Annotated in this window: 18 protein-coding genes and 2 pseudogenes; 10 read left to right on the forward strand and 10 right to left on the reverse strand. The window is 54.7% G+C overall.

The annotated features are described in order from the left end of the window. The 5 genes and pseudogenes from AO240_RS05345 to treP all read right to left on the reverse strand — a co-directional run. Positions 1-180: pseudogene (locus AO240_RS05345) on the reverse strand (PTS transporter subunit EIIB); the annotation flags it as partial. Between the two features lie 2 nt (positions 181-182). Beyond that, positions 183-2,714: a phosphoenolpyruvate--protein phosphotransferase gene (gene ptsP, locus AO240_RS05350; RefSeq protein ID WP_099235452.1), complete on the reverse strand. Its 2,532-nt coding sequence runs from the start codon at positions 2,712-2,714 to the stop codon at positions 183-185. A gap of 82 nt (positions 2,715-2,796) precedes the next feature. Next, positions 2,797-4,017 (reverse strand): carbohydrate porin, encoded by a 1,221-nt coding sequence (locus AO240_RS05355; protein ID WP_099235453.1) that lies wholly within the window; start codon positions 4,015-4,017, stop codon positions 2,797-2,799. 72 nt (positions 4,018-4,089) lie between these two features. Beyond that, positions 4,090-5,736 (reverse strand): alpha,alpha-phosphotrehalase, encoded by a 1,647-nt coding sequence (gene treC / locus AO240_RS05360; RefSeq protein ID WP_099235454.1) that lies wholly within the window; start codon positions 5,734-5,736, stop codon positions 4,090-4,092. A gap of 63 nt (positions 5,737-5,799) precedes the next feature. After that, positions 5,800-7,242: a PTS system trehalose-specific EIIBC component gene (gene treP / locus AO240_RS05365; RefSeq protein ID WP_099235455.1), complete on the reverse strand. Its 1,443-nt coding sequence runs from the start codon at positions 7,240-7,242 to the stop codon at positions 5,800-5,802. Positions 7,243-7,493: 251 nt separating this feature from the next. Between treP and treR the strand changes: the two genes are divergently transcribed. After that, complete coding sequence (gene treR / locus AO240_RS05370; RefSeq protein ID WP_099235456.1) at positions 7,494-8,198, forward strand: trehalose operon repressor; 705 nt, start codon at positions 7,494-7,496, stop codon at positions 8,196-8,198. 4 nt (positions 8,199-8,202) lie between these two features. Here the strand turns inward: treR and AO240_RS05375 are convergent, their stop codons facing one another. After that, on the reverse strand, positions 8,203-8,793 hold the full coding sequence (locus AO240_RS05375; RefSeq protein WP_099235457.1) for a TetR family transcriptional regulator: 591 nt from the start codon (positions 8,791-8,793) through the stop codon (positions 8,203-8,205). Between the two features lie 125 nt (positions 8,794-8,918). Here AO240_RS05375 and AO240_RS05380 point away from each other — a divergent pair. The 5 genes and pseudogenes from AO240_RS05380 to AO240_RS05400 form a co-directional block, all read left to right on the forward strand. Continuing rightward, a pseudogene (locus AO240_RS05380) lies at positions 8,919-9,068 on the forward strand (alkene reductase); the annotation flags it as partial. A 17-nt stretch (positions 9,069-9,085) separates the two neighbouring features. Next, positions 9,086-9,874 carry an SDR family oxidoreductase gene (locus AO240_RS05385; protein ID WP_099235458.1) on the forward strand — a complete coding sequence of 263 codons (789 nt, stop codon included), beginning with the start codon at positions 9,086-9,088 and terminating at the stop codon, positions 9,872-9,874. Between the two features lie 29 nt (positions 9,875-9,903). Continuing rightward, a complete protein-coding gene (locus AO240_RS05390; protein WP_099235459.1) occupies positions 9,904-10,764 on the forward strand; it encodes an alpha/beta fold hydrolase in 861 nt (286 codons plus the stop codon). A gap of 65 nt (positions 10,765-10,829) precedes the next feature. After that, entirely contained in the window at positions 10,830-11,831 is a 1,002-nt protein-coding gene (locus AO240_RS05395) for an NADP-dependent oxidoreductase (protein ID WP_099235460.1), read from the forward strand. Between the two features lie 268 nt (positions 11,832-12,099). Further along, positions 12,100-14,172, forward strand: coding sequence for a TerD family protein (locus AO240_RS05400; protein WP_099235461.1), 2,073 nt, complete (start codon positions 12,100-12,102; stop codon positions 14,170-14,172). A 219-nt stretch (positions 14,173-14,391) separates the two neighbouring features. Here AO240_RS05400 and AO240_RS28595 read toward each other — a convergent pair whose 3' ends face one another. The 4 genes from AO240_RS28595 to AO240_RS05415 all read right to left on the reverse strand — a co-directional run bounded on the left by AO240_RS28595 (position 14,392) and on the right by AO240_RS05415 (position 16,674). Then, entirely contained in the window at positions 14,392-14,565 is a 174-nt protein-coding gene (locus AO240_RS28595; RefSeq protein ID WP_177445781.1) for a hypothetical protein, read from the reverse strand. A 325-nt stretch (positions 14,566-14,890) separates the two neighbouring features. Continuing rightward, positions 14,891-15,649: a DUF2971 domain-containing protein gene (locus tag AO240_RS05405; protein ID WP_099235462.1), complete on the reverse strand. Its 759-nt coding sequence runs from the start codon at positions 15,647-15,649 to the stop codon at positions 14,891-14,893. Between the two features lie 11 nt (positions 15,650-15,660). Further along, positions 15,661-16,101, reverse strand: a complete 441-nt coding sequence (locus AO240_RS05410) for a hypothetical protein (protein WP_099235463.1) — start codon at positions 16,099-16,101, stop codon at positions 15,661-15,663. Between the two features lie 96 nt (positions 16,102-16,197). Next, positions 16,198-16,674, reverse strand: a complete 477-nt coding sequence (locus AO240_RS05415) for a GNAT family N-acetyltransferase (RefSeq protein ID WP_099235464.1) — start codon at positions 16,672-16,674, stop codon at positions 16,198-16,200. Between the two features lie 1,087 nt (positions 16,675-17,761). On the opposite strand from AO240_RS05415, the gene AO240_RS05420 reads away from it, so the two are divergent. From AO240_RS05420 to AO240_RS28285, 4 genes are all read left to right on the forward strand, one after another. Continuing rightward, positions 17,762-18,961, forward strand: a complete 1,200-nt coding sequence (locus AO240_RS05420; protein ID WP_099235465.1) for an SIR2 family protein — start codon at positions 17,762-17,764, stop codon at positions 18,959-18,961. Next, positions 18,951-20,711 (forward strand): ATP-binding protein, encoded by a 1,761-nt coding sequence (locus AO240_RS05425; protein WP_099235466.1) that lies wholly within the window; start codon positions 18,951-18,953, stop codon positions 20,709-20,711. The genes AO240_RS05420 and AO240_RS05425 overlap by 11 nt, the downstream gene beginning before the upstream one ends. 12 nt (positions 20,712-20,723) lie before the next feature. After that, positions 20,724-20,936: a KTSC domain-containing protein gene (locus AO240_RS05430; protein ID WP_099235467.1), complete on the forward strand. Its 213-nt coding sequence runs from the start codon at positions 20,724-20,726 to the stop codon at positions 20,934-20,936. An 80-nt stretch (positions 20,937-21,016) separates the two neighbouring features. Continuing rightward, a complete protein-coding gene (locus tag AO240_RS28285; RefSeq protein ID WP_143505319.1) occupies positions 21,017-21,478 on the forward strand; it encodes an SLATT domain-containing protein in 462 nt (153 codons plus the stop codon). Positions 21,479-21,606 lie beyond the last annotated feature (128 nt).

Raw genomic sequence — 21,606 nt, forward strand, 5'->3', positions numbered from 1 at the left:
CAGCAACTGCACACGCACCCGCGTCAGGGCCACGCGCTGTTGCGACTTGAGGTTACCCGCCCCGCCCAACGCACTCAGCACATCGGCCGACAACACACCCGGTGTCGCCACCGTCACCGTCTCCGCAATCAAATCCGGCGTCAGGGCCTTCCAGAATGCCTGCTGTAATTTTTCAAACATGCTCAGCCCTCCAATGCAGGTGAAGTTTCAACGATAGCCGCGTGATAAACGCGCAACACCTCGCGCACTTGCGCGGCCTCTTCCAGGCCCAGCACTTGGCGGGCGATGCGCTGGCAGTCGGCCAAGTCCACACCGCGCACGGTAGCTTTAATGGTCGGAATCAACGGCACACTCACCGACAACTCATCCACGCCCAGCCCGACCAGTACCGGCACCGCCAGCGCTTCGGACGCGAGCGCACCGCACACACCGACCCACTTGCCATGCGCATGTGCAACCTTGACGGTGGTAGCGATCAAACGCAGCACCGCTGGGTGAAAGCTATCCGCCTGGCTGGCCAGGCGCGGGTGGTCACGGTCCATGGCCAAGGTGTATTGGGTCAGGTCATTGGTGCCGATGGAAAAGAAATCCACATGCGGCGCAAAAACATCCGCCATCAACGCAGCGGACGGCACCTCGATCATGATGCCCAGCTTCGGCAGCTCGGTGAGCCCCAGCGCCAGCGCTTCCTGCTGCAGAAGCTTGCGCGCCAGGTGCAGCTCCGAGAGCAGGCTGACCATCGGCAACATGATATGCAGCCGCGCCAAACCGGCGCTCGAAAGGATCGCGCGGAACTGCTCGCGCAACAGTTCAGGGCGCTCCAGGCACAGGCGAATACCGCGCAAACCGAGGAAAGGGTTGGTCTCGCTTGCCATCGGCACATAAGCCAACGGCTTGTCGCCACCCACATCCAGCGTACGCACCACCAGGTTGCGCTGGGTGCCCAGGGCACGCGCGATTGCGCAGTAGGTGCCAGCCTGTTCTTCCGGGCTGGGCGCGCGATTGCGGTCAAGGTAAAGAAACTCCGAACGCAGCAAACCGACGCCCTCGGCACCCAACGTCAGCGACTGTTCTACCTCGTGTAAAGAGGCAACATTGGCCGTGACCTCAACCTGATGGCCGTCGCGGGTGGTGGCCGGCAACGCAGCCTGCGCCACTTCACGCTGTCGCCTCTGCCGTTGCTGCTGGCGGGCGGCCTGCAGTTGGGCGATTTCGGCGAGGTCGGGTGCCAGGTGCAGCTCGCCTTTGTCGGCATCGAGCAGCACTTGTTTGCCGTTGGCCAATGCCAGCACGTCAACCGGCACGCCGCACAACGCCGGCAGGCCGAGCGCACGCGCGAGGATCGCCACGTGGCTGGTCGCGCCGCCGCCGACGGTGACAAAACCGAGGACCTTGCGCGTATCCAGGCTGGCGGTTTGCGACGGGGTCAGTTGCTCGGCGATCAGGATGGCTTGCTCGGGCAGGTCCCACGTGCTGTCTTGAATACCCAGGATCAGTTTCAGCACGCGCTGGCCAACATCGGTCAAATCGGCCGCACGTTCGGCGAGCAGCGCATTGCCCAGGCCCTGGAACAATGTGGCGGTTGCCAGCGTGGCGCGGCTCCAGGCAAAGGCGGCGCTTTTGCCGTTGGCCAGCAGGGCATGCGCTTGCTCAAGCAGGGTCGGGTCTTCGAGCAATTCCTGATGGGCACGGAATATCTGTGCCTGGGCGCTGCCGGCCGACGTGGCTTGCAGGGCGCGCAGCGCCTCACTCGCCGCCAGCAGGCCACGCTGCAATGCGGCACGTTCGCCAGCCTCGCCTGCGCCCTGTTCGGTGATCTTAAGTTCAGGCTCAGCCACTTGAACCACTTGGCCAAACGCCGACCCCGGTGACGCGCACACACCCAGCAGCACGGTTGCCGACGCTGCCGACGCAACCGGTTCAACCACCTTGGCCGTTGCTGCAACCGTCTCACCGCAGCCTTCGGCCAACAAAGCGGTGAGTGCCTTGATGGCCTCGTCGGCATCCTCGCCCGCCGCACTCACCTGCAAGGTGTCGCCGTGCACCGTTTGCAACGCCATGATCGCCACCAGCGATTTGGCGTTGGCACGCTGGGTGTACTTGTGCAGGTAAATACTTGCGTTGAAACCCTTCGCCGCGCGGGCAAGCACCGCCGCAGGGCGTGCGTGCAAACCGTTGGCGTTGGGCAAGGTCAGCGGCTCGGAGAACAACGCTTCGCTGCCCTCTTGATCCACGGTTTGCACTGCATCGCCCGGCGATACGCGCAGCAGCGGCTGGCCCACCTCCACCACACCGCCCCCCGGCATCAGCAGCACAAACGGCTCGCCGCTGACCACCAGCATCAGGGTCAACAGGCTGCGCGCGTTAAGTGCCACGTAGTCAGCATCGAATTCAATCAGCGGTTCGCCAACCGCGACTCGCTGGCCTTCCTGCACCAGAGCAGTGAACCCCTGACCTGCCAGGTTCACGCTATCCAGGCCGATGTGCAGCAACACCTGCACACCGTTGTCGTCGGTAACGCTGACCGCATGCCCACTGTTCTGGATATTGCTGATCACCCCGGCCAACGGCGCGCAAAGGGTCTGCGAGGTGGGATCGATGCACAGGCCGTCGCCGATCATGCGACTGGCGAACACCGGGTCGGGCACTTGATCCAGCGCCAGCAACACGCCGGACAGGGGCGCCAGCAGTTGCAAGGGTTGAGTTGTGGTCATGACTTCACCTGTTGTTGTGTACTGTAAAAATCATTGGGTGGATGCACAGATCCCACATAAAGCCCATCCACCTGAGTGCAGGTTATTTCCACCAGTATTCGACCTGCACACCCACGTTCGAGCCATGCCGTGCCGTGCCGTAGGCGCCGGTGTCGGACAACGCCGAGCCCGCCGCCAGTTCATTCGCCGCGCGTTTGGCCGCTTGGTTCCAGGTGGCGTAGGTGTAGTACAAACGCACTTCCGGCCGCGCCCAGAAATCCGCGCCGTTGGGTGACCAGGTCGGGGCGAAGGTAAACTTGCTCAGTTTGCGCGTACCGCCGGCCGCCTCGACTTGATCATGCCCAAATTCGCTGACCAGCTTGAACTGCTCGCTGATTGCATACGCCGGGCGCACACCGATGGACATCCAGTTCTGATCGCGGCGGCCTGCGCGAACGTCCTTTTGGTACACCGCCTCGATTTGCCCGCCAAAACGCGGCGTCACCTGCCAGTCAAAAAACTCCACGGCGCGGTAGCTTTTGCTGCTCTTGTCCAGAGTGGTGTCGCCGGTATAACCCAGCCCGGTGCCGGGGCCTTCGCCGTACTGCAAGGCGAATTTGTTTTTGCCGCCGAGGAACGGTTGCTGCACGTGCTGCGCCGTGAGCGCCCAGCCGCTGTTGGCGTCACGCCCACCGGCCTTGTCGATGTAGCTCAAACCCAATTCCAGCTCACCGCCGGGGTTGGTCTTGAAGCCCGCCACGTTAAAGTCGTGACGGGTGACGTATTGCTTCTGGTACAGGTTGTCCTTGCGCGAAAGCGCATAGCTGTACTTGAGGCCGCCGATCAGCACGTCCTCGACACCGCCGCCGGTGGCGCTCTGGTTCCAGTAGTAAAAATCGGAAATATGGATGTCATTACGTTTGTAGTAACGCCGGCCGGCCCACAGCGAACCGCCATTCAGGCTGGGCAGGTTGGACCATTGCGCGTACATCTGCGGCATGCGCGCTGTACCGTTGTCTTCACCCTGAAACTTCAGGGCGCGGTCGTACTGGTTGTACAGCGACGCCATGGCATCGACGCTGAGCACCGAGCCGTCATCGAAGGTCAGCAGGTCCTGACGCAATTCAAATTCGGCGTACTGCTCGCATTCGTTACCCAAACGGTATTTGGTTTGCGCCCCCGGCAATTGGAAACATTGTTGCTTGCCACTGCCGGTTGAAGTACCCGCGCCGCTGCGCAAGTAACCGGCGAATTCCAACGCCTCAGCGGCAAATGGAGCAGTGAAACAAGTCGCAAGCAGGCCCAGCTTTAGGGTGGTTTTCATAAAGCACTCCGGTATTTTTATTATGGTTTGGCGAAGCGCCCCTGCACGCTCACGCAGGGGTTGGAGCGGGTCTCAGTCCTTGAGGTGCAGCACAAACGATTCGTAAGCGCGCAACGCCACCGTTCGCGTGCGCAGCGGGCTGTCGGGGTAGTTGCTGATCAGCAGGCGTTGCTCGGTGGCCGCGTTGATCACGTGGTCGGGCAGTTGGAGTTCGCAGGGTTGGGCGTAAAAGTTATTCAGCACCAGCAAGCGCTCGCCAGCGCCTTCACGCAGGTACGCCCAAACCTGGCGGTGGTCTTGCAGCAGTGGGCGGTAAATGCCCGTCTGGATCAGCGGCTCGTGGCGGCGCAACGCAATCAGCGCGCGGTAGTGATGCAGCACCGAAGCCGGGTCATCCAACTGAGCTTCGACATTGATCTGCGCCGCGTTGGCCGCCACGCCGATCCACGGTTTGCCAAGGCTGAAACCGGCATTCGCCTCAGTGTTCCACTGCATCGGCGTGCGGCCGTTGTCGCGCGACTTTTGCATGATCGCCGCCATGCTCGAGGCCTCGGTTTCGCCGGCATCGCGCTTGAGGCGGAAGATGTTCAAGGTCTCGACATCCCGGTACTGCTCGATCGTGTCGAAACCCGGGTTGGTCATGCCTATTTCTTCGCCCTGGTACACATACGGCGTGCCCTGAAGGAAGTGCAATGCAGTGGCGAGCATCTTGGCCGAGACCACGCGGTGCTCGCCGTCGTCACCGAACCGCGAGACCACCCGCGGCTGATCATGGTTACACCAGAACAACGCGTTCCAGCCGCCACCGGCCTGCATGCCCATCTGCCAGTCGGAAAGAATTTGCTTGAGTTGCAAGAAATCAAAATCCGCCTTCACCCACTTCTGCAGGTTCGGGTAATCGACTTTCAAGTGATGAAAGTTGAAGGTCATCGACAGCTCTTTCGACGCCGGGTTTGAATAACGAATGCAGTGGTCCAGGCGGGTCGATGACATTTCGCCGACATTGATCAGGTCATGCCCTGCGAAGACTTCGCGGTGCATTTCCTGCAGGTATTCGTGCACGTTCGGGCCGTCGGTGTAGAAGCGGCGGCCGTCGCTGTTGTCTTCGGGGAAATCGGCGGGTTTGGAGATCAGGTTGATCACGTCCAGGCGGAAACCGCCCACGCCTTTGTCGCGCCAGAAGCGCATCAACTTGAATACCTCGGCGCGCACCTTGGGGTTATCCCAATTCAGGTCGGCCTGGGTGTGGTCGAACAGGTGCAGGTAGTACTGGCCGGTTTGCGCTTCATATTCCCAGGCCGAACCACCGAACTTGGATTGCCAGTTGTTCGGCTGGTCGCGCCAGATATAAAAGTCGCGGTACGGGTTGTCGAGGCTGCTGCGCGCTTGCTGAAACCACTCATGCTCGATGGAGGTGTGGTTGACCACAATGTCGAGCATCAGCTTGATGCCGCGCGTGGCCGCCGCGCTGATCAGCCGGTCGCAATCGGCCATGCTGCCGTAGCTGGGGTCGATGGCGTAGTAGTCGCTGATGTCGTAGCCGTTGTCGCGTTGCGGCGAGCGCAGGAACGGCGTGATCCACAGGTAATCCACGCCGAGCCATTTCAGGTAGTCGAGTTTGTCGACGATGCCCAGCAGGTCACCGGTGGCGTTACCCGCGTGGCTGTGGAAGCTTTTTGGGTAGATCTGGTAGATCACCGAGTGCTGCCAGTTGTGCATGGAGACTCCTTCAGCTTGGAATGCAATCAATGTGGGCGCGGGCTTGCCCGCGAAAGCGCTGGATCAGGCGACGCGATACCCAGGCCGAACAATCTTCATGCTCAACACACAGGTCAAAACGAACGGCACGACAATCGCGATGATCATGCCAACCACAAACACCGCGATGGACTGCGGCACGATCGAGATAAACCCAGGCAAGCCGCCGACGCCGATAGCCGAGGCGGTAACCTTGTTCAGCGAGAGGAAAATGCTGCCCAGCGCCGAGCCCATCAAGGCGGCATAAAACGGAAACTTGAAGCGCAGGTTCACCCCGAACATCGCCGGTTCAGTGATGCCGAAATAAGCCGAAATCGCCGAGGTCGAGGCCATGCTTTTGTCGCGCGCATTGCGGGCCATGTAAAACACCGCAAGCGCCGCGCTGCCTTGGGCCAGGTTGGACATCACGATCATCGGCCAGATAAACGTGCCGCCCTGGGTAGCAATAAGCTGCAGGTCGACGGCGAGGAACATGTGGTGCATGCCGGTGATCACCAGCGGCGCGTACAGCAGGCCGAAAATCGCCCCGCCGACCATCGGCGCCAGGTCAAACAGCGTGACCACGCCTTCGGTGATCAGGATGCCGAGGTGGCGGGTGACTGGGCCGATGATCGCCAGCGCCAGCACGCCAGTGACGACGATGGTGGTGATCGGCACAACCAACAGTTGAATCGCATTAGGCACTCGCGCCCGCAGCCACTTCTCGATCACGCTCATTACGTAGGCGGCCATCAGGATCGGCAGGATCTGGCCCTGGTAGCCGACTTTCTCGATCTGGAACACACCTAAAATGTCGAAGTAAGGCAGGCTTTGGCCGTCGAGGCCGGCCACCGCCTTGCCGTAGTTCCAGGCATTCAGCAGGTCCGGGTGCACGAGCATCAGGCCCAGCACGATGCCGAGGATCTCACTGCCGCCAAAACGCTTGGCCGCCGACCAGCCCACCAACGCTGGCAGGAACACGAACGAGGTATTGGCCATCAGGTTGATCAGGCTCCACAGGCCATCCAGGTTCGGATACGCCTCCAGCAGCGTCTGGCCCTCGATGAACATGCCTTTGGCGCCCATCAAGTTGTTCACGCCCATCAGCAGGCCGGCGATGATCAGCGCGGGCAAAATCGGCATGAACACATCGGAAAACACCCGCACCAGGCGCTGCAGGGCGTTGGTCTTGTCGGCGCCCTTTTGCTTGACGTCGGCGATGGTCGCGGCGGCGAGCCCGGTTTGCTCGCGCAACGCGGCGTAGACCTTTTCGACTTCACCGGGGCCGATCACCACCTGGAATAAACCGCCGGTGAAGAACGAACCCTGGACCAGATCGACCTGGTTCAGCGCACTGCCATTGACCAGGTTCGGGTCTTTGAGCGCGAGGCGCAGGCGGGTTACGCAGTGCGCGGCTTGTTCAAGGTTGTCGCGGCCGCCGAGGTTTTCGAGAATCTGGCGGGCAATATTCGGATAGTCGTGGCTCATGCTTGGTATCCACTTTGATTTTTTTATTTAGGGGCAGTCATTGGCAGCACGCCGTGGGCAAAAGTACTCGTCTGTACGAGTTAAAGCAATAACTCGTATAGACGAGTTACGCAAAGTATATTTTCTGAATGTGAAGTCGGACATTTCCGATAGTCCACCGGTGTGCAATGGACAAAGGCCACCTCTGCCACTAAGGTTCCTGCCTTGAACGCGCAGTCCACCTTCATCGAGTCGGGCACAGAGCCATCCCCATGAGTAAATACAACCAGATCTATACCGATCTGCTTGCCAACATCACCACTGAACGCCTGCAGCGCGGCACACGCCTTCCCTCCGAAACCGAACTGATGGACGCCTACCAAGCCAGCCGTGGGACTGTGCGCCGTGCCATCGAGCAGTTGCAGGAACGTGGCTTTGCACAAAAAATCCATGGCAAAGGCACCTTCGTGCTGTCGCCCAACCCGATTGAATTTCAACTGGGCGGCATCGTCAGCTTCCGCGAGACACACGCAGACCTCGGCGACGACGTACACACCGATGTGGTCGAATTCACTCAGTTACCGTTGGAAGGTTCGCTGCTGCACCACATCGAAGCCGAGCCCGGCACGTTGATCACGCGTATCAAACGGGTGCGACGCATCGGCGGCAAACGGGTGATCCTCGACATCAACCATTTCGTCGCCGAGCTGATCCCGGGGCTGGACAGCGTGATCGCCGAACAGTCGATCTACGCGTTTATCGAGCAAACGCTGGAACTGCAGATCAGCTACGCGCAACGCACCATCGAAGCCCTGCCCCGCAGCAAAGATGACCAGGCACACCTGGACCTCGACGGCCAAAGCCACGTGATCGTGGTGAGCAACCAGACGTTTTTGCAGGATGGGCGGCAGTTCGAGTACACCGAGTCGCGGCATACGCTGGACAAGTTTTACTTTTCGGATATTGCGCGGCGTTAAGCCTTCAGGCTTGCGCAGCAGGCTCGGCGGGCAGCAGTGCGGCGAGGATCGCGTCGCGACTGGCCGTCAGAATTTCATCGGCCAATGACGAGTCGTCGGGGCAAGCCCGCGACATCACAATCGCGCCGAGCGCCTGCGCCATAGCGGCAAGCCGCGTGGCGCGAGCCTGGGCGCCCTCTTCGCCTTCGGCCGTCACAGCGTCAGCACACAGCAACCCCAACTGTGCCTCGATACCGGCGGCAAAAGCCGCTCGAACCTCGTCCTCTTTACGCGCGGCGTCCGCGCACAGTGCAGCCATCGTACAGCCGGCCGTGCGGTTGTCACGGTGCTCGCGAGCAAGGTAAACCCGCACAAACTCAGCCGCCGACGCACCCTCCGCCAGCGCGGCAGACTGAGCCATACCGCACGTCGCCGCTTGCGCCATCAAATCCGCCTTGGAGCGGAAATGTTTGTAGAAGCCGCCCTGGGTAAAGCCCGCAGACGCCATTAAATCGGCAATGCCGACGCCATCGAAGCCGCGCTCTCGAAACAGCGCCGACGCCGTTTCAATGATGTGCGCGCGATTTGCCTGCGCCTGTTGCTTAGTGACTTTCATGCTTGACCCAAACGTTGTTCACACAAGCCGCGAGTATACATTGATGTCGATCGACATCAAACCGTTGACATTTTAGAGTTCAGTCGTAATTATTAAAGCCGTTCCCCACACCCGAAGCAGAACCCATGCCTGAGCAAGCACTGTTTGAACCCTACGCTTTGGGCAAGCTGACGCTGACCCATCGCACCCTGATGGCGCCGCTGACACGCAATCGCGCCTCGGCAGGCTTGGTCATTACCGAAGCGACACAAATTTCTGCGCAGGCGCAGGTCTATCCAAAAGGAAACTCTCAATGAACACGCTACCCACTGTGCTTGTCACCGGCGCTTCCAGCGGTATTGGCGCCCTCTATGCCCAACGATTTGCTCAGCGCGGGCATAACCTCGTGCTGGTCGCACGCGACAAAGCGCGACTGGAGGCCTTGGCGGTGCGACTGCGCGAGGAGCACGCGGTTGCTGTGGAGGTGCTGCAAGCCGACTTGACCCACCCTGATGACCTCGCGCGCATCGAAACACGCCTGCGTGACGACGCCGAGATCGGCACCTTGATCAACAATGCCGGCATCGCCCACGCGGGTGCCTTCACTCAGCAAAGCGCTGCGGCCATCACCACGCTGATCACGCTCAATGTGGTTGCGTTGACGCGACTCGCCGCCGCAGTTGCCCCGCGTTTCGCGCAGTCTGGTGCGGGCTCGATCGTCAACATCGGCTCGGTGGTCGGTTTGGCGCCTGAATTTGGCATGACGGTTTACGGCGCCAGCAAAGCCTTCGTGCTGTTCCTGTCGCAAGGCCTGAACCTGGAATTGGCGCCCCAAGGCGTCTACGTACAGGCGGTACTGCCGGCCGCAACCCGCACCGAAATCTGGGAGCGCGCAGGGTTCGACGTCAACACACTCTCCGAGGTGATGGGCGTTGAGGAATTGGTCGACGCCGCACTGGTCGGTTTCGACCGCCGCGAGTTGGTGACCATTCCGCCGCTGCACGTTGCAGACCGTTGGAATGCACTGGATGGCGCGCGCCAAGGGCTGCTGTCGGACATTCGGCAAGCGCATGTCGCCGAGCGCTACCAACCACAAGCCTGAGCGTTGCCCTTCACACCAAGGTAGTCATGATGAGTCGCTCAACCCCCGACCCGCTCGCCGCGCGGTCTTACATCAACGCACCGAACAAGCTAGCCATGGTCGCCGGTACGGCCTTCGCCTATCGCGAGTTGGGTGTGCAGAGCGGCGTACCGCTGATCCTGCTCAACCATTGGACCGCCGTGCTGGATGACTTTGATCCGCGCGTCGTCGATGGCCTTGCACGCCATCATCGGGTGATCGCTATCGACTACCGTGGAGTCGGGTTATCGAGTGGCAGCGCGCCGCTCACGGTAGACGAGATGGCCCAGGACACGCTCGAGTTGATCCGCACAATGGGCTTTGCGCAGGTCGATGTGTTGGGGTTTTCGCTGGGTGGTTTTGTCGCACAAGCGTTAGCGCTGAGGGCACCGGGTGTTGTGCGCAAGCTCATTTTGGCCGGGACTGGCCCGGCGGGCGGCCCCGGCATTGATCGCGTCGGCGCGTTGTCCTGGCCGCTGATGCTCAAGGGCGCGCTGACCTTGCGCGATGCCAAATTTTATCTGTTTTTCACCTCCACACGCAGTGGCAGACAAGCAGCACGCGCCTTTCTAAAAAGGCTAAAGGAACGCGTTGTCGACCGCGACAAAGGGCTGACACCTCGCGCTTTTTTACGCCAACTGCACGCTATAAAAGCCTGGGGGCGCCAGGCGCCGCAAGACTTGGCCCGCCTGCAAATGCCCGTGCTCATCGCCAATGGCGACAACGACATCATGGTACCGACAGCGTTGAGTCGCGATATGGCCCAACGCATCCCCCACGCGCAACTGGTGATCTACCCGGATGCGGGCCATGGCGGCGTGTTTCAGCACCACGCTGACTTTGTGCCCAGAGCGTTGGCGTTCCTGGCCTGACATCGCCTCAGGTTCACGCAGCCCATCCGGCTTTCCAAGACGCATAACATCGGAATCACAACACCATGAAAGCAGTCACCTTCAAGCGCTATGGCAAGTCGCCTGACATCGGGTTAGCGCAAGTTTCCCGCCCGACCATCAAGCCGAACGAACTGCTGGTCGAAGTTCACGCGGCCGGGTTGAACCCCATCGACAACATGATTCCTACGGGCCTCTTCAAAGCGGTGTTGAAGTTTCAACTGCCGGCTATTTTGGGCAGCGACCTGTCCGGCGTGGTACTAGAGATCGGCAGCGCTGTTACGCGGTTTAAAGTCGGTGATGCAATTTTTGCCAGCCTGTTTGACCTCGGCACCGGCTCCCTCGCCGACTACGCCGCCGTACCGGAAAGCGTCGCCACGCTGAAACCGGCGAACCTCGATTTTGTGCAAGCGGCTTCCCTGCCGATGGTAGGGCTTACGGCGTGGCAAGCGCTGAAAGAGCGCGCCAATCTGCAACCGGGCCAGAAAGTATTCATACCGGCGGGTTCTGGGGGCATAGGCACTTTTGCCATCCAACTGGCGAAACATCTGGGCGCCACAGTGGCCACAACCACCAGCACCGCGAACGTCGAATGGGTGCGCAGCTTGGGCGCAGACGAGGTGATTGATTATAAAACCCAGGAATTTGAGCAGGTGCTGCGCGGCTACGACGTGGTGCTCGGCACAACAAAAGGCGACGCTATTGAAAAATCCGTCGGCATCCTGCGGCCTGGAGGCAAGATTATTTCCCTCGTTGGGCCACTGGATAAAGCCTTTGCCCGCGCTCGGCGGTTAAATGGCTTGCTTGGGTTTGTATTCGGGCTGATGAGCCGCAAGATTATTCGGCTTTCGAAAAAGCACGGTGTTTCGTACGGGTTTCTTTTTGTGCGCCCTGACGGTGGGCAACTGAATGAAATGGGTGGGCTCGTTGATGCGGGGATTATCCGCCCGGTGATCGACAGGGTTTTTCCGATGGAACAGGCGGTGGAGGCGCTGAAGTATCTGGCGCAGGGTCGTGCCAAGGGGAAGGTTGTGGTGAAGGTTAGGTAAGCCTGGTCGCTGTACAAGCGACTTGTCGCTCATCAGCCACCAATCTTCTGGCGAAGCAGCTTGTTACCGTTGAGATACGAAGCGACCTGACAAACACCTAGCTGCTTGCGTAGGATGCCTGCGTGGCTATGGAACACCTTCCTTCTAACCTCCTATGACCTAGGGGTTTCGCTCTCCACACTGCGCCTGCTACTTGCAGGCGTTTTTACATCAGCTGCAGCACGATGCTGCAGCTCACCCACAACGGCGGCCAAGGAAAAAATCAAGCATGAATCAGCAACTGTTCCTGCGTCGCCGTAGCAAAGTTCACGTCCCGATGGGCACTGGCGGTGCCACGCGCGCTCAGGTCGCGTCGGCTGTGCGGGAAGTCGCAGCATTCCGATACGTGTTGTCAGAGCCTTTGATTGAGCAAATCGGCAGGTTGTCCGCGACAGAACTCAAGCACTGGCTGGGCGAAATTATGGGGGTCCTTCGGCGGGAAACCGGCGCTCACGTACACCACAGGCCGTTTTATCCTGACTTTCCAGAGCAGGTTCTCACGGCCTCAGAGGCGGAGTTGTACCTTAACGCCGTGATCCATTACTTCACGCTTCTGCGTTTACCACCGACTGAACACTCTCGACCTGCGATGCTTGAAGGCGACTACATATCCCGCGTTATCGAGCCGGGAAGCATCTCCGAGTTCGAGTCGTTGCTCGAGCCGCTGGTTTCATCGCGCACATCGCTCTCCGAGGCTGACACCGCCGATGTCGTCTGGTTTATTGGAACGTACAAAAGCGATGTGTTCGGCCTGCTGCCTGAGGCCATCCCATTCCGCGAGATCCGCGCACAGGTTGGCGGCGCACTTATTTTGCATGTGGCCGGCGATGCGAGGGTGGATGAATTTCTGGAGCGAAATGTCGAAACCGCAACTGACATTCTACGACTTGCGGTCGCGCTGAGTGGAGGAGACGTATCACTGACGACCGCGTCGACACGTTTCAAAGCGATGAAGCGCTCAACGCGCCGCCTGCTGTTGCGTCTGCTCGACTCCATACCCAACGCTGCAGAAGATGTGATGCGGCACGCTGAGCGATGGAAACGCCTGGCTGAAGTACTGCATCCGGGCGACTACGCCGATAAGTACTCACGAGCACTGGCCGCCATCACGGCAGCACGTCGCAACGAAGCACCAGACTCATTTGGATCACGCGTCGAAACATTGCTTGCCCAGCGTCACATTGCCACGCTCACGCCCCTGCTACAAAGCCGTCCTGGTGAGTTCGCACGACGGCTGGACGTGACCCTGCGGCGCGCGACGGAACCAGAGTCGGTTCTCGACGCGTTCGAGGCGGTTGCAACACAAGTGTCCTCACCTGTCTTGCTGCAATTGCTGGCCCACGTCCGTGCGCCGCGCCCCCTCCCCCTGCGGGCCTTCACACCGAAGGGTGCATTTGCCAAAATCTATGGCATCAAGGATCGACGCGAACCTCTCGCTCCTCACGTGTTGGCTCGTGCAGCGCGAATTTGCGAAGACGCTCTCGTAACGCGTTTTGCGTCGCTACCGCCACTAGGTCGTTGTTTCATCGATCCGGCATTACGCGACTACAAGGTGCCGCTGGCGCAACGTGCCTCATCGAAGTCGCTACGTACGCTGGTGCGAGGCAGTCAGTTGCCTATGCCTGACACACGTTTTATTCGCCTGTTCCTGTGGTGGAAAAACGGCCGTGGACGCACCGACATCGACTTGTCCGCAGCGTTTTTCGACGTCAACTTCGTGTTCAAACAAACGGTCGCGTACTACAACTTGACGGGTTTTGGCGGCTACCACAGTGGCGACATCGTCGACGCCCCCGAAGGCGCTTCGGAGTTCATCGACCTCGACCTTGATGTGCTCGTCAAGAAGGGTATCCGCTATGTCGTCACGTCTATCAACTCATTTACCGAGCAGCCGTACTGCGATCTTCCAGAATGCTTCGCTGGCTGGATGGCCCGCGCCGACACGGCGTCGGGTGAAGTATTCGAGCCACGCTCCGTGTTCGACCGTATCGACATCGCATCCGACACAGTTATCTGTCTGCCATTCGTGATGGACTTGCAGGAACGACGCGTGATCTGGGCGGATCTGGGGCTCACTTCGTCCCCATGGTGGAACAACGTGCAGAACAATCTCAGCGGGGTATCGTTGATGCTACGAGCTTTGGTGCATACACCAAGGCCGGAGTTGGAGACTTTGTTCGATTTACATGTTCGGGCACGGGGAGAACGAGTGGCTTCACCGCAGGAGGCAGAGGTGGTGTTTGCGCCTGAGCAAGGCATAACACCGTTCGAAACGGATTTGATTCGGTCACAATTTCTTTAAAGCCTACGCCAGCCTTAGCGCTTCGTTGAAAACAAAAATGCCAGTCAGCATAACTGACTGGCATTGGTGAAACCCCCTACTGCGCTACTTCGAATCCAGCGCTAGATTCCCCATCACTCCCACTCTATTATCAATTAACAAAAAAAATCATTATAAAACAGAGAATTAATAAATATGAAAATCAAAAAACCATGAAAAATACCATAACAAGTAAAACGTTCAAGAAGCCGGATTAGCCTCTGTCGTGGCAACGATTGCCGATAGCTGCCGCCCTAGGATGACTAACTCTTCCGCATCACCATCACGAACAACCTCGGCCAGCAGCTCAGCCGCGTACGCCGGATCAGCCTGGAAAAGCTCTGCCATTGCATCATCGTGACTACGGTCCTTCATCAATCGCCCCTGTTTTGTAGATGCCCTGAGCCTCAAGAATAGCCTGCTCAGGCCAAAGCAAATCCATCCGCTTCTGGCCGGCACTGCTTGTCAGGGCTGACAGAGATCGGTCATAACCGGTCACAGACACCTCTACCTGATTGGGGGCATTCAGAACGATGCGACAGATTAGAACTAGCCAATCAGTTCAGTAGCCTATTGACGCTGATGCCGAGTTGATCCAGTTGCCGAGATTTCACTGACCCAGTTTGACTCCTCGTGAATCATTATTTGTGCTGGATTTTTGCAGGTTTGGAGATGGGGCAGTCTTGCGGCGGCAATTGGGTCAATCTGGGGTCAGCGTCAATACATCGGGTACAATCTTGAAAGACTGAAATGCAAGTCTGGCTTTAAATACAACGGCGTTTGGAAAATGGCGCTCAACCTTCTGTCTTACCGAATTGATCGTCTCGTCGCATAGGGGGCCTAGGATTACTTCTCTCAGTTGAATACCTCTACGCATAGGCCAGAAATGTAGGGCACCGTCAGCATCCGCAGTTTCCAAGCTAATGAATCGACGGTACTCCTCCTCATAACGCCATCCCGCGGACTTGGTACACAATAACTGTTGTTGTAATTCCTCACTCAACTCGGCCGGTGTTTGCTTTGGGCCAAGTGCGGCCAGAATTCGGTCGTCTTGATAGCTGACCTGCTGCACCTGGCTGCGGCAGACGTCAAACCCTAGGCAAATACCTGCGTGTTTTTCCGCATAATGGCTCCACATTACCGGTTCTGACCAGTCTCCGGCGAAGCACAGTAGGCCCATCCGAGAATGGTTTTTATCCTTCCAATCCCTTACAACCTGACGCGTTTTGTGTTCTTTGAAGTTTGCGGCAAGCAGCTCGAAAGGGTCATTCAGATCCGCGAAGCGAGATACCTTGAGACGATGATTCTCGATGTTGCTGAGAGCGTGTTCGACGCTGGTGAGGTTGTATAGGCGGATCTTAGAGCTGTCCGCTGGTGGGAAGCTCGCAATTGCGCTGCCCATGTCAGATTTGTAGCCCGCTGCGATCCATTCGCGCCTGCGCATTTCGTTCGTGGGCATAGCTACATTTCCTATTTTTCTAAGTCATGAACAGGTGGGTCTTCAAGCGTTTTTACTTCAACGCCCCCATCATGGGTGCTGCGAATTATTTGGCGCTCGCCTAGATAAACCGCTGGATTCTTACTGAAGAAAATAATGTCTCCGGGCTGAAGGCTTAAGCCATTACGCCTAAGCGACTCAGACTGTTTTTTTGATAATTTTACAGGTGAGGAATCATTCAAAAGCTCTGTAGCCCATGACCGTAACTCGGGTGAGGTCTCTTTTTCGCCCTCTTTTTTAGGCAAAAGCAGTGATACCGCCAAGCTTACGTAATCACGTTTTATTTGTTGCTCTTGCAAACTGCGCTGCACCCAAAAACCTATCAATGCCAGCACTACAGGGATGGCCAAAATCGAAAAGATCTGACTGAGCACAAGTAAACGCGACAGCTTTTGGTCAACGGATGAGGTCATAGTATTCCCTCGTTCCTTCCTGGCCTCCGGCCTTTCCGGCGCCTCTACTGGCTTAGCCCGCAACTGGGCGGGCTTATTGGTATAGCGACTTTCCCCTCAACAATCTACAAGTCTGGTGAAGGCCAGAGCCGGTTCACCCGAAACGCTATCGACAATCGAGTCAGGGGTGCTAGACAGTAACCGTGTTGCAACTCCAACGGATGCCAAATTGGAAGTGCTAACTACGGCCTGAACGTAAAAGTGTGTAACCCCATGCCGTGCGAGGCCTTTGCTGAGCTCTTCCAGTCCCTGTTGCAGTATCTCTGTTGCCCAGCCTCTCCCTCGGTACGACTCGGGAACGGCATAGCCGACTTGAAAACATCCAATACCATTGATCTTCTCCATGCTCACAAACATTGCCATTGCTTTCACGCGACCATGCTCTATACGAGCATAGGTGTATCTGGCACGTCCGTTTTTTTCATCAAAAACAAGACGGACCGAAGGATATTTTTCGGTCGGATGGGTGAGCATTCCTTTGCGTATCTCAGCTTGAAGGCTAACGAGTGCTTTAAATGGGTCAGTCATAGACATACTGGGTTCCCTGCTCAGTCCAGAGAGCACGAAGGTGCTCCTCTCCTACGGGCTTATGTGACTTAATGAGTATGCAGTGGTGTGTAACTCGGAAAAAAGGGGCGCGATAGGAATCGGTAGTTACTTGCCTGCCCCGCATGTGCGAGGCTTGGTGGGTAACTAGTGCGACTTTTCAGGGGGTCATAAACAGAGACTCCGAGTAGGGATTGTCGTTGCTGACACACGGTCGTCCCCGCGAAGGCGTAACGCCCACCTCATAAAATCTTGCTCAGCAGTGTCACCGATTTCATCAGCGCATCGTTGTCCGAGTGCCACACCAGCGATTCTGCGTTCAGATGGATAGAACGGCACGCTCAGTCTCTTTCCGCTCCCGATATGCTTTTTTAGGAAAAACCGGAGAGGCGATAACTATCCTGACACAGGGGCGCCAGCACAAGCACTAGCCAACTGAGCGTCAGACGCTCTGCAGTTGTGTCGTCCCCTGCCGTAGAAAAAGCTAGGGCAATGAGTAATTATCAGATCTTCTGCTAATCTATGGCTTTCTGCCATCGCAGATTACGCGGATTACGGACGCAGCTTCACAAGGACGAATACATGAGGATGTTCGTATCTAACCCATTGATTCTGGGTAATGTCTTGTACGCAAAGGGATTTCTGCTACGTCGGAGACGCGCTTCATATAATCCGGCTACGTATTCATTGCCCAATCTAACCGCCCTTGAACCTCAATCGCGCCCATCTTTTTCAATATTAAATAGCGCCAAAGTCGCCCATCTCTCTCGTCTCCTCGGATGTGTGCACGCTTGGCGCGCTTCAAATATCCGAAGACAGCAGCCAAGAAACATCGCGAGGTGGCGCAGCGTAAATCTAGGCAAGCATGAAATTCATGTTGTCATGTACAGATATTGCATACCAACAGCAAGGCAATCACTCCGATGCTGCTTGACAATCATTACTATGAAAAATGCGAAGTACCTGAACATCCGAAGTACGATATTCAGACATCACTCGCGCACCTATAAAAAAGCACCCTCCAATAAACACTTTGAAAATCCAAGCACATCAACCCACTATTCCGAGAAATAAAATGGAAGAAATCAGTGTAACAAAAGAAATTTCGGAACTAAAAAGCCAGCTTTCGTACACTAAAAATATCGGCTTTTTTATGGGTGCTGGAACATCGTGCGCACTAGGACTACCCAATATATCTCAATTAACCGAGCAGGTAGAACTACTACTAAAACCGGAATTAATAGCGCACTTTAATATTATAAAGAATGACTTAAAGTCGAAAAACCCCGACATAACAACTAGCATTGAAGACATACTCAATCAGTTCCGTAGAATCCGGGAAATCACAGGTGAGCGTGCAGATAGCAACTTTCTTGGCGTAGATGGATTAAGTGCAAAAAATATAGATATTGAAATATGTAAGCACATTTACAACCTAATAAATGATAAAGAATCAGCCGCATCGTTAAAAACGCCAAAAAAATTCTTTGCATGGTTCAACATGCAGAACAGGGATTACTCTAAAGAAATATTCACAACCAATTACGATTTAATTATAGAAAAATCTTTAGAATCAATAAGAGCGCCGTACTTTGATGGATTCGTTGGTTCATACGAACCGTTTTTCTGGCAAGAGAGTGTAGAGCGACACATCAAAAAAAATGACCTCACTCAAAACTGGATAAGACTCTGGAAGATACACGGTTCTCTTAGCTGGTTTTGGAAAGGAAACGCAAACACGAAGTCACATAAAGTAATCAGGCTTGGAAGAGTAGAAAAAATTGAGGAAGAGAGAAATGAAATTGTCATTTATCCATCTAAAGAAAAATATGATTCATCCCGTCGCCAGCCTTTCCTAGTTTACTTTGATCGTCTTAAAGATTATTTACTGAGCGGAGAGCTACTTTTTATATTTAGCGGATACTCATTCCTCGATCAACATATAAACGAAATTATATTTAACTGTTTACGACAAAACAACAGACTGAGCGTCGTAGTTTTTTTCTATAGCGATGAGGAAGTGGAGAGATTAGAGCCACTATCTGCAGGATATTTAAATCTAACAGTGTTCGGCCCGAAAAAAGCAATTGTAAACGGCATTTTTGGCGTTTGGAAATTTGAACAATTCGAGCTGAACATGAAGGCGAGTAATAACAGATTCTGGTGTGAAACAACAAACGCACTTCTACTTGGTGATTTTAACTATCTTGTTGATTTTTTGGTTGCTAACTCCGGTCGCCAACACGAAATTGAGATCACAACAAATGAAGAGTGACTCTACTTATTTAGGTCAAGTGATTCGAGTAGACTCGAACGCAGTGGAGGTAGAGGTTTCTGCTGAAATCCCGTCTGCAGCACCAATAATTAATGGTCGACTTTATAAAATAGGCCAAATTGGCACTTTCGTCAAAATGCCCATGGGCAATATAACTATCTATGCAATCGTTTCCGCTGTAAGCGACCGCCCATTTGGCACAGATGATGACGGAGAGACAAGATCGAGCTCTAAGTTTTTGTCGATACAGCTAATTGGCGAAAAAATCGGTGACGGTGAGTTTGAAAAGGGCATTGGAACTTATCCAACTATAGGTGATGAGGTTCATCTTGTTATAGAGAAGGATCTCTTTGAAATTTATGGAGAACAAGACTCAGGATCTATAGAGCTTGGTAAGCATTCTTCGTCCGAGAACCTTAGCGTCCATGTAGACACTCACAATCTAATTCTTCGCCATTGCGGCATAATGGGATCTACCGGCAGTGGAAAATCAAATACAACAGTTACTCTCCTCAAATCGATATTAGGCAGCTACGCAGGTTCAAGAGTAATACTTATCGACCCCCACGGCGAATATGCATCAGCGTTTCCGGAAGCCAAAGTATTAAGAATTGGAGATACGCAAGCCCCCCTATATATACCTTTTTGGTTGATGACATTCGAAGAGCTTGCTTTTTTCTTAGTCGGGGCAGATCAACGTGACGAACAGAAAATGGAGTATAGACAACTTCGAGACCTAGTCACTGTAATGAAGAAAAAGAATTTCAATTTAAAGTCGGGAATAGTAAACCAAGACTTAATTACCGCCGATTCCCCCATCCCGTTTAGCGCACGAGATCTCTGGTACGAGATGAATTGGCTACTGAATGCTTCGTTTTCGACAACTCTTAAAGATGATCAAACCAAAGCTAATGCCTGTGAAATTTCAGTAGGTGCTCCCGAAAAATTAAGCCCAGCTATCTTTCGCCCTTATGCTATGGGTACCAGTGCGCCATTCAAGTCAAAACACACAGAGTATTTTTCATACGAGAAGAAAATACTATCCCGACTTAAAGATTCGCGTTATGACTTTCTCTTCAATCCAGGAGACTACAAAACAGCAGACTCCCCCAAAGACTTGCACAATCTACTTGCCGAATGGATCGGAAACTCTCAGAAGCTAACCATATTAGATTTGAGCGGAGTGCCTTTCGAGGTTCTTGATATAACTGTAGGCCTAATAACTCGCTTTGTCTACGACAGTATGTTCTGGGGAAGAAAGGAAGCATATACTGGAAAACAGCGACCTCTCCTGCTTGCCTTTGAAGAAGCCCATACTTATCTTGGAAAAAATGATAAGAGCAGTTACTCAAAAACTGCTGTAGAGCGAGTATTCAAGGAGGGAAGAAAATTTGGGATAGGTGCTCTCGTAATATCTCAACGCCCCTCCGAAATATCAGAAACTATACTGTCTCAAATCGGCACGCTAATAGCCTTAAGACTTACAAACTCCGCTGACAAATCTATAATTAAATCATCAGCCCCCGACAACATGAATAGCTTAATTGATTTATTGCCATCGCTACGAATAGGAGAGGCAATAGTCACCGGAGAAGCGATAAAAATCCCTTCTCGCATTCGATTAAAACTTAACTACCCACGCCCTACGAGTGATGACCCTAAGCTCGTTGAGTGCTGGAAAAAAGAGCATGTGCATGAAGAGGAAAACTACAAACTGGTCGTAACTAAAATACGCGAACAAAAAATCTAAAAGGAATAAAGCATGGACCGTAAAAACATATCCTCCACTATGATAAGAAGTATTGGCTATGACGTGGATACGTCAACACTAGAAATAGAATTTAACACGGGAGCTGTCTGGCAATACTATGACCTCCCTGAGTCAGACTGGCATCAATTCGATGGCTCAGCCTCGCAGGGTAAGTACTTCCACGCATCAATAAAGGGGCACTTTAGAGAAGCCCAAGTAGGTTAAACACAGTTATAACGCTTCTATGTATAGAGGATTTAGTAAATCTCTATACATAGATTCTCCATAAACCTGAGATTCCTAAAATGATTGATACTATAAACGACTGGAATAAAAGATTAACCATTGCTCAGACAGGGCATTACATCACATCCGAGAGATACATACTAATAAATAGGTTCGTTGGTATCCCCCTGGTAATATCTTCAACATTCGTAAGTGCATTTTTATTTTTCGATAGCGCTGGCCTTTCAGATAGCATTTCAATAGTTATGAAGCTACTCAGCATTTTAGTTGCACTTCTTGCATCCCTACAAACATTAATGCGCCCCACAGAAAAAGCTGAAGCCCATAGATCGTGCGCTGCACGATATGGAAATTTGAAGCGAAAGATAGAACAATTCTCAGCAGCGGGCAGTGCAATAGATGACTGGAAAAACTTTTCTAAAGAAATAACAATTGAATGGGCAGGAATTTCGGAGAATGCTCCTACCACCCCCCAAAGAATCAGAAAAAAAGCCAATTACATAATTAACAATAAGGCTTAGTAATCCAGTATAACAACTTCGAGACGGCGCGGCTCACCGAGCCCTAAGCTTCTTTAACACGTAGGCTTACTCCAAAAGCGATTCGTATCTGCCTTAACACAACAACCAGCTCTGCGGTGCTTCCGTCT

The organism is Pseudomonas sp. ICMP 460 (genome assembly GCF_002723595.1).
GTDB classification, from domain to species: domain Bacteria; phylum Pseudomonadota; class Gammaproteobacteria; order Pseudomonadales; family Pseudomonadaceae; genus Aquipseudomonas; species Aquipseudomonas kitaguniensis.